10 protein-coding genes are annotated in these 8093 nt (G+C 59.9%); 8 read left to right on the top strand and 2 right to left on the bottom strand.

Translation table 11 applies throughout. From position 1 onward, the window contains the following. The 4 genes from ABJN75_RS10575 to ABJN75_RS10560 form a co-directional block, all read left to right on the top strand. The coding region (locus ABJN75_RS10575; RefSeq protein ID WP_348439465.1) for an L-serine ammonia-lyase, iron-sulfur-dependent, subunit alpha at window positions 1-362 on the top strand (362 nt) is incomplete at its 5' end. Window positions 363-406: 44 nt separating this feature from the next. Then, window positions 407-706 (top strand): hypothetical protein, encoded by a 300-nt coding sequence (locus ABJN75_RS10570; protein ID WP_348439463.1) that lies wholly within the window; start codon window positions 407-409, stop codon window positions 704-706. 206 nt (window positions 707-912) lie between these two features. Beyond that, complete coding sequence (locus tag ABJN75_RS10565; protein ID WP_348439461.1) at window positions 913-1350, top strand: DUF1489 family protein; 438 nt, start codon at window positions 913-915, stop codon at window positions 1348-1350. A 110-nt stretch (window positions 1351-1460) separates the two neighbouring features. Continuing rightward, entirely contained in the window at window positions 1461-2252 is a 792-nt protein-coding gene (locus ABJN75_RS10560) for a VWA domain-containing protein (protein ID WP_348439459.1), read from the top strand. Window positions 2253-2668: 416 nt separating this feature from the next. On the opposite strand, the gene ABJN75_RS10555 is transcribed toward ABJN75_RS10560, so the two are convergent. Further along, window positions 2669-2872 carry a hypothetical protein gene (locus ABJN75_RS10555; RefSeq protein WP_348439471.1) on the bottom strand — a complete coding sequence of 68 codons (204 nt, stop codon included), beginning with the start codon at window positions 2870-2872 and terminating at the stop codon, window positions 2669-2671. Here ABJN75_RS10555 and ABJN75_RS10550 point away from each other — a divergent pair. Next, window positions 2828-2944, top strand: a complete 117-nt coding sequence (locus ABJN75_RS10550; protein ID WP_348439469.1) for a hypothetical protein — start codon at window positions 2828-2830, stop codon at window positions 2942-2944. The genes ABJN75_RS10555 and ABJN75_RS10550 overlap by 45 nt on opposite strands. Before the next feature lie 81 nt (window positions 2945-3025). Here ABJN75_RS10550 and ABJN75_RS10545 read toward each other — a convergent pair whose 3' ends face one another. Further along, window positions 3026-4354, bottom strand: coding sequence for a D-alanyl-D-alanine carboxypeptidase (locus ABJN75_RS10545; protein WP_348439467.1), 1329 nt, complete (start codon window positions 4352-4354; stop codon window positions 3026-3028). A gap of 359 nt (window positions 4355-4713) precedes the next feature. On the opposite strand from ABJN75_RS10545, the gene ABJN75_RS10540 reads away from it, so the two are divergent. From ABJN75_RS10540 to clpA, 3 genes are all read left to right on the top strand, one after another. Continuing rightward, complete coding sequence (locus ABJN75_RS10540; protein WP_348439457.1) at window positions 4714-5043, top strand: phasin family protein; 330 nt, start codon at window positions 4714-4716, stop codon at window positions 5041-5043. Window positions 5044-5255: 212 nt separating this feature from the next. Continuing rightward, entirely contained in the window at window positions 5256-5624 is a 369-nt protein-coding gene (gene clpS / locus ABJN75_RS10535; protein WP_348439455.1) for an ATP-dependent Clp protease adapter ClpS, read from the top strand. Window positions 5625-5635: 11 nt separating this feature from the next. Beyond that, the coding region (gene clpA, locus ABJN75_RS10530; RefSeq protein WP_348439453.1) for an ATP-dependent Clp protease ATP-binding subunit ClpA at window positions 5636-8093 on the top strand (2458 nt) is incomplete at its 3' end.

The following is an 8093-nucleotide window of genomic DNA, read 5'->3' as shown; positions in this document are numbered from 1 at the left end:
CCGAGGTCGGCTGCCAGGGCGAGGTCGGTTCTGCCGCGGCGATGTCGGCGGCGGGCCTTGCTGCGGTCATGGGGGGAACCCCGGAGCAGATTGAAAACGCAGCTGAAATTGCGCTTGAGCATCATCTCGGCATGACCTGTGATCCTGTCGGCGGTCTGGTGCAGGTGCCTTGTATCGAGCGCAATGCGCTGGGCGCGGTCAAGGCGGTCACTGCGGCCTCCTTGGCGATGAAGGGTGACGGAACCCACTTTGTGCCGCTCGACGCCTGTATCGAAACCATGCGGCAAACCGGCCTCGATATGAATGAGCGTTACAAGGAAACCTCCACCGGAGGCCTTGCTGTCAACGTGGTTGAGTGCTGAAATCCCGGGCTGAAGCCAGCATGCAGTAACCGGAAGCAGGAATTATGAAATCGGGCGACGACAAGATCGAAATCGAAAACTTTACATCTCCGGGCAAGGTCTACCGCGTCGACCGGACAAAATTTGAAGCCATGCGAGAGGCGTTGCTGGCGGTCCTGCCATCAGGAAAGCCGGGTATTGCCGTCGCGCAGGCCAAGGCCCTGTTGCTTCCCATGCTTCCGCAGGATCTGTTTCCAGGCGGAGAAAAAGCCGGTTGGTGGCTCAAGGCCGCCCAACTTGATCTCGAGGCGAAAGGCGTGGTCCAGCGCGAAACGACCAAGCCGCTACGGCTGTTCAAACCCTGATGCCTGGGCCGGAATTGTGCCAATCAACTCGGCATGCCGGCTTCCGGTCAGGAGAGTTATGGTCTGCGGGCCGGGTTTGGACGCGATGAGGATGATGCGAATCCTGGCGTGGCACCCTTACTGCTGTCGGTCGGCACCTGTGGACGATATGGGCTTTCGCCGGTCTGCGGGTTGACCCGGGACCAGCCGCACCCGATGTAATATCCATGGCACTTCATCTTCTCAAATTATGCGTCGGCGCCGAAAGCGTTGAAGACCAGCAGGACTGGGTCGAGCGCCGTCTGGCGGCGATGAAAGCCGCAGGGCAGACGCCCGAACAGTTTCACACCACCCGCATGGTCCCCAAACGCGCTGCCGAACTGCTCGACGGCGGGTCGCTGTATTGGGTGATCAAGGGCAATATCCAGGCACGCCAGCGATTTCTCGATATCCGCCCGTTTACCGATGGCGACGGGATTTCCCGTTGTCATCTGGTGCTTGAGCCGGTTTTGCACGAGACTTCGTGGGCGCCGCGCCGTCCGTTCCAGGGCTGGCGCTATCTTGATCCGTATGATGCGCCGCCGGATTTGGGCGCCGGTGGCACCGAGGCTGGCGATCTTCCGGCTGAACTTCGCCGGGAACTCGCAGGCCTGGGACTTCTGTGAAGCAAGCAGCGGACTGCGCGACCCTTGTGTTCGTCGCGCAAAACGCCACATTGGTTGACGGCGCCGCAAAAGTGGCGATCAGATCAATCCGAAGGTAAAACAGCTCAACGATGGCGAAAGACAAGACCGGATCAGACAAGGCGGTATCAAAGCGCAGCGTCACTGCGGGCCCTGTGAGCGCGCCCGCGTCTTCGGGGTCCGAAATTGCCGCATTTCTGTCCGCCGCCAAATCCCTTGTTCCTGGTTCTGCAGGCTCGGGGCGCCTGGCTTTTGCGCTCGACGCCACAATGAGCCGTCAGCCAACATGGGACAGCGCTTGCAAATTGCAGGCGGAAATGTTTGACGCCGTCGGCAAGTCCGCGCAACTCTCCGTGCAACTGGTCTATTTCCGCGGGCTTGGCGAATGCCGCGCTTCGCGCTGGGTCAACGACACGCGCCAGCTTGCCGACCTGATGACCCGTATCGATTGCCGCGGTGGCCAGACCCAGATCGGCCGCGTGCTGCGCCATGTCGCAGGTGAGGCAAAATCCCGCCCGGTCAGCGCCCTGGTCTATATCGGCGACGCCATGGAAGAAAATATCGACGAGCTTGCCATGCTTGCCGGTGAACTGGCGCTGCGCAAAGTGCCGTGTTTCATGTTTCATGAAGGCCATGACCCCGCCGCCGCCATGGGTTTTCGTGAAATCGCCCGGGTCACCGGTGGCGCCTATGTCCGCTTCGACCAGAACGCCGCCGCCGAACTGGCGGCCTTGTTGCGCGCAGTTGCCGCTTACGCCACCGGCGGGCGTCCCGCACTGGAAAAGTCCGGCGGGTCGGCGGCGCGGCTGCTGCTTGAGCAGATGGGCCCGTCCAGATCAGGCGGCAAGGATCGTTCCGGAAACAATGGAGCCAGAAACTCATGAGTCCGATCGCCGTGTTTTTTGGCGGATTCCTGATCCTGGCAGCGGTGCTCGCCGGGGTCTTGAGCGTCAAGCCGTCCGCGCTTGCCAACACGCTGCGCTATGGTCTTCCGGTGACATTGGCAGGGCTGGGTATCGTCATGACCCTGTTTGGCCGCGTCAGTCTTGGCGTGCCGCTGCTGGGTTTCGCCGCGATGCTGTTCAGTCGCGCCCGTAGTGCCTCCCGCGCCACGCGCCAGCCCGGAGGCCAGTCCTACGTTCGCTCCGCAGCGCTTGAAATGGAGCTCGATCTTGATAGCGGTGCCATGAACGGACTTGTTCTCGCCGGCAGTTTTGAAGGCAGGGAACTCGATGCGCTGGAGGAGGCCGAGCTCGTCCAGCTGCATTCCGAATTGTCACGCGATGCCGAAAGTCTCGGGTTACTGGAGGCGTATCTTGACCGCCGCATACCCGACTGGCGTGGCGGCTTTGACGCGGATGAAGGCCCGGGGCTGGGAACTGCGCCAGGCCCGGGCGCCATGACACAGCAGGAGGCCTACGAGATCCTTGGTCTTGCTGCGGGGGCGAGTGAAACCGAGATCCGCGAGGCGCATCGCCGCCTCATGAAGCGGATGCATCCCGATACGGGCGGTTCGACGTTTCTTGCTGGCCGCATCAACGAAGCCAAAACTGTTCTCTTGAGTCGACATGACTGATTTCCCCGAATACGCAATACAAAAACGTGGATGTCTCCGGAATTGGGATTTCCGGCCGCAACGCCAAACAGGCGATGCGGATCAGTTGGCGGTTGCCCAGCAGGCGAACCCTTTCTTCTCCAGCACCTTGCAGGCGCTTGCAGCGGAAGACTGACCGTCAAATCCGCCGAAGCGGGCGCGGTACAGTTGTTCATTGTTCTTGGCGTAGGCCATGGTGAAGGGCTGAACGTCCCTGAGCGCCTTGCCACCCTTGTCCTGAGCGCGGGCCAGCAGCTTCAGCGCCGCGTCGCGATCAGGCATTGCGCCGATCTGGATCATCCAGCCGCTCATCGCTGCAGTCGAGGCGGTCGTCACCGGGTCGATCGAACCAATGGACGCAGTCTCCACCGGCATGGGCGGGATATAGGCCGGGGCGGGCACGGGGATCGCAACTTTCTGGGCCTGCAGCGATTTCGCCAGAGCCTCGCGGCCGACAACCGGCGCCGGCGAGGGGGCGGCATAGGCCAGTGCGATACGCCCGCCTGTTCCATGGCGTTGCTCGGGAATCGGTCCGACCTTGGGCAATTCGAGTTCGGCTATGGCGGTCGCTGCCACGGCGCCCCTGGCGATCAGATTGCCCTTGCCGCGGGGCGAAGCCTTGAGAAGATAGCGCGAGATGAGGTCCTTCATTTGTGCGTTTCGGCTGGCGCCGGTGCGTCCACCCATGACGACCGCGACGATCGACCGGTCGCGATCTTCCACCGAGGCGACCAGATTGAACCCGGATGCGCGGGTGTACCCGGTCTTGATGCCGTCGACGCCGCGCACCACACCTAAAAGCCTGTTGTGGTTGGCCATGTTGCTGCCGCCGAATTTGAACGACCGTGTGGAGAAATACTTGTACTGGCGCGGAAAGTGTTCACGAAGCGCGATTCCCAGCGTCGCCATGTCGCGGGCCGTGGTGACCTGCTTGGAGTTGGGAAGACCGTGCGCATTGCGGAAGGTGGTGCGCGACATGCCCAGAGCCCGTGCCTTGGCGGTCATCATGGCCGCGAACTTGGCTTCGGAGCCGCCCAGATGTTCGGCGATGGCCGTGGAGGCGTCATTGGCCGACTTGGTCACCAGCGCGTAGATCACCTGTTCAACCGTGATCGACTTGCCTACGCCGACACCGAGCTTGGTTGGTGGCTCCTTGGCGGCATTGGCGGAGAACTTGATCCGCGTGCCCAGCTTGATGGTGCCGCGGTTGAGTGCCTCAAACGTCAAGTACAAGGTCATCATCTTGGTGAGCGAGGCAGGATAGCGCAGCTCATCGGCATCATTGGCGTAGAGTGTCTTTCCTGTCTTGGCGTCGATGACGATACCCGAATATTTCGGATTTGCATTCGCCGGCGCGCTTCCCAGCGCCAGGGAAATGCCGATCAGGGCAATCAGGCGAAACGCGGTTGACGGAATGGAGGCAAGACAGGAAACAAAACTGGATTTACGCTGGTACACGGCAACTCACTCATGAACAGGCGGAAGAAAGGGTTTCTGACTGACGCCCTCCTTGATCAGCCATTAGGTTGAATCCTATCCACACGTCGTTACCAATCCGTTTATGATGAACCATTCCTTTCCACGGGTAAGCGAGATTCCGTCCGGTTTTGGGTTCAACCCGTTCCAATACGGCCCAATCGGATAAATATGGTGGCTCTCAAGGTTTGGTGCGCTGCACAATACTCTTGACAATCTTGTGCAGTGCACCTAAATACAATGGACCAACTTCTCCAAAGACAGGAATTTCCGACATGATGAACTTTGACAGCACTTCTCAGATGAGCAAAGAAGCCATGGACAGCATGCTGACCACGGTTTCGTCGATGACCAAGGGTTTCCAGCAGATCGCTGCTGAAGCAACCGAATACTCCAAGAAGTCCTATGAAGACGGCACAGCCGCCGCTGAAAAGCTGGTTTCGGCCAAGAGCCTCGACAAGGCCATCGAAATCCAGACCGAATACGCGAAGTCGGCTTACGAAACTTTTGTTGCCCAGGCCACCAAGATGGGCGAGCTTTACACCGACCTCGCCAAGGAAGCCTACAAGCCTTTCGAAGCCGCTGCCGCCAAGGTCTCGGCCTGAAAATAAATCGCCGCAATTTCTGCGCGGCGAATGTCCGACATGATAGCAGCCCGGTCGCATATTTATGTGGCCGGGTTTTTCGTGTTCTTGACTATGGCGCGAAATCTCTATCTTCCCTCGACAAGGGGGCTTAAAATCGCCGCAGGAAAGATTAAGTTAAGAACAATGTCTGGTGCTTCGATATGCGTTGCGCCGGTTGGAAATGACAGGAAATGGCCAGAGTGAACGACAGCGCGAACCGGACACGCTTACAGGCGGACAAGAAAACCGGAGACGGAGGGGCAGACAGGGGCACGTCCGTCATCACCCGGACCAAACCGAAGGTAAAGAAGCCGAGCTTGTACCGGGTGCTTTTGCTGAATGACGACTATACTCCGATGGAGTTTGTGATTCATGTGCTTGAACGTTTTTTCCAGAAGGACCGGGAACAGGCCACGCGTATCATGCTTCATGTCCACAATCACGGGGTCGGCGAGTGCGGCGTATTTACCTACGAGGTGGCTGAAACCAAAGTGACCCAGGTCATGGATTTCGCCCGAGAAAATCACCATCCGCTGCAATGCGTGATGGAAAAGAAATGAGGACCTGAACAGTGCCTAGCTTTTCACACAGTCTCGAAAAGGCGATCCATCAGGCGTTGACCTATGCCAACGAGCGGCATCATGAATATGCCACGCTTGAGCATCTGTTGCTGGCCTTGATCGAGGATCCCGACGCCGCTGCGGTCATGGGCGCCTGCAACGTCGATCTTGAACAATTGCGCCGCACGGTCAGCGATTATGTCGACAAGGAACTCGGCAACCTGATCACCGGCTATGACGAGGATTCCAAGCCCACATCGGGCTTTCAGCGCGTCATCCAGCGTGCGGTGATTCATGTCCAGTCGTCGGGCCGCGAGGAAGTCACCGGCGCCAATGTGCTCGTGGCGATGTTCGCCGAGCGCGAAAGCCACGCCGCCTATTTCCTTCAGGAGCAGGAAATGACCCGCTATGACGCGGTCAATTTCATCTCCCACGGCATAGCCAAACGCCCCGGTGCCGAAGAGGCCCGGCCGGTCCGCGGCTCAGAGGAGCCCGAGCCGGATTCCGTCAAGCCCGATTCCGTCGGCGAGGAGGGGGCCAAGAAAAAGGGCCAGGATGCGCTCAGCGCCTATTGTGTCAATCTCAACGAGAAGGCCAAGACCGGCAAGATCGATCCGTTGATTGGCCGCATGGAAGAGGTCAACCGCACCATCCAGATCCTGTGCCGCAGATCCAAGAACAACCCGCTCTATGTCGGTGATCCCGGCGTCGGCAAGACCGCGATTGCCGAAGGTCTGGCCAAGCGCATTGTCGAGGGCGATGTGCCTGACGTGCTGGCCGATGCGGTGATCTATTCGCTCGACATGGGCTCGCTGCTGGCCGGCACCCGCTATCGCGGTGATTTCGAGGAGCGCCTCAAGCAGGTGGTCAAGGAACTCGAGGATCTGCCCGGTGCCGTGCTGTTCATCGACGAGATCCACACCGTCATCGGTGCTGGCGCCACATCAGGCGGGGCAATGGACGCCTCCAACCTGCTCAAGCCGGCCTTGTCTTCCGGCGCGATACGGTGCATCGGATCGACCACCTACAAGGAATACCGCCAGTTCTTCGAGAAGGACCGGGCCCTTGTGCGCCGCTTTCAGAAGATCGACGTTGCCGAGCCGACAATTCCGGATGCGATCGAGATCCTCAAGGGCCTCAAACCCTATTTCGAAGCCTATCACAAGGTCGGCTACACCGATGAGGCCATCAAGGCCGCCGTTGAACTCTCTGCGCGTTACATTACCGACCGGAAATTGCCTGACAAGGCGATCGACGTGATCGATGAATCCGGTGCGGCGCAAATGCTGCTTCCTGAAAAGAGCCGCAAGAAATTGCTCACCGACATCGAGATCGAGAATACCATCGCCACCATGGCCCGGATTCCGGCCAAGACAGTGTCCAAGGACGATACCGCCGTTCTCGCCAATCTCGACAAGGAACTGCGTTCGGTTGTCTATGGCCAGGACACGGCGATTGATGCCCTGACTGCGGCGATCCGTCTGGCGCGCGCGGGCTTGCGTGAACCCGACAAGCCGATCGGCTCCTATCTGTTCTCCGGCCCCACCGGCGTCGGCAAGACCGAAGTCGCCAAGCAGCTTGCCGCGTCGCTGGGCGTCGAACTGTTGCGCTTCGACATGTCCGAATACATGGAGCGTCACACTGTTTCGCGGCTGATCGGTGCGCCTCCGGGCTATGTCGGCTTCGACCAGGGCGGTCTGCTGACCGACGGCGTCGACCAGCATCCTTACTGCGTGCTGCTGCTTGACGAGATCGAAAAGGCCCATCCGGATCTGTTCAACATCCTGTTGCAGGTGATGGACCACGGCTCGCTTACCGATCACAACGGCAAGAAGATCGACTTCCGCAATGTGATCCTGATCATGACCACCAATGCCGGCGCATCCGACATGGCCAAGGCGGCCATCGGCTTTGGTTCCACCAAGCGCGAAGGCGACGACATGGAGGCGATCAACCGGCTGTTCACGCCGGAGTTCCGCAACCGTCTTGATGCGATCATCCCGTTTGGCAGCCTGCCGACGACTGTCATCCACATGGTGGTGCAGAAATTCGTCATGCAGCTTGAGGCACAACTGGCCGAGCGCAATGTCACCTTTGATCTCGGAGAAGACGCGATCGCCTGGCTTGCCGAAAAGGGCTATGACGAACGCATGGGCGCGCGGCCGCTGGGCCGGGTCATCCAGGAGAACATCAAGAAGGAGCTTGCCAATGAGCTGCTGTTCGGCAAGCTCAAGCAGGGCGGCACGGTCAAGGTCACCGTGGGTGACAAGGACAACGGCACCAGGGGGCTGATCCTCGAGGCGATTCCAGCGGAAGTGCCGGTCAAGCCGAAGAAGGAAAAGGCTCCCGCCAGGAAGCGTGCGCCGGCCAAGGCCAAGGCCAAGACCGCAACCGCCAGAACGACCACGCGCAAGCCGCCGGCCGGCAAGGGCCCGGCCAAAGCCAAGAAGCCTGAACCGGATACCTCCG

This window comes from Hoeflea sp., from assembly GCF_039975035.1.
Taxonomy (GTDB): domain Bacteria; phylum Pseudomonadota; class Alphaproteobacteria; order Rhizobiales; family Rhizobiaceae; genus Hoeflea.
The sequence above is the reverse complement of the archived record's forward strand: the minus strand, read 5'-3'. Positions and strand labels throughout refer to the sequence as shown.

Coding starts and splice junctions, on each gene's coding strand:
- ABJN75_RS10570 (WP_348439463.1), top strand. CDS start 407: ATGAAATCGGGCGACGACAAGATCGAAATCGAAAACTTTACATCTCCG.
- ABJN75_RS10565 (WP_348439461.1), top strand. CDS start 913: ATGGCACTTCATCTTCTCAAATTATGCGTCGGCGCCGAAAGCGTTGAA.
- ABJN75_RS10560 (WP_348439459.1), top strand. CDS start 1,461: ATGGCGAAAGACAAGACCGGATCAGACAAGGCGGTATCAAAGCGCAGC.
- ABJN75_RS10540 (WP_348439457.1), top strand. CDS start 4,714: ATGATGAACTTTGACAGCACTTCTCAGATGAGCAAAGAAGCCATGGAC.
- clpS (WP_348439455.1), top strand. CDS start 5,256: ATGGCCAGAGTGAACGACAGCGCGAACCGGACACGCTTACAGGCGGAC.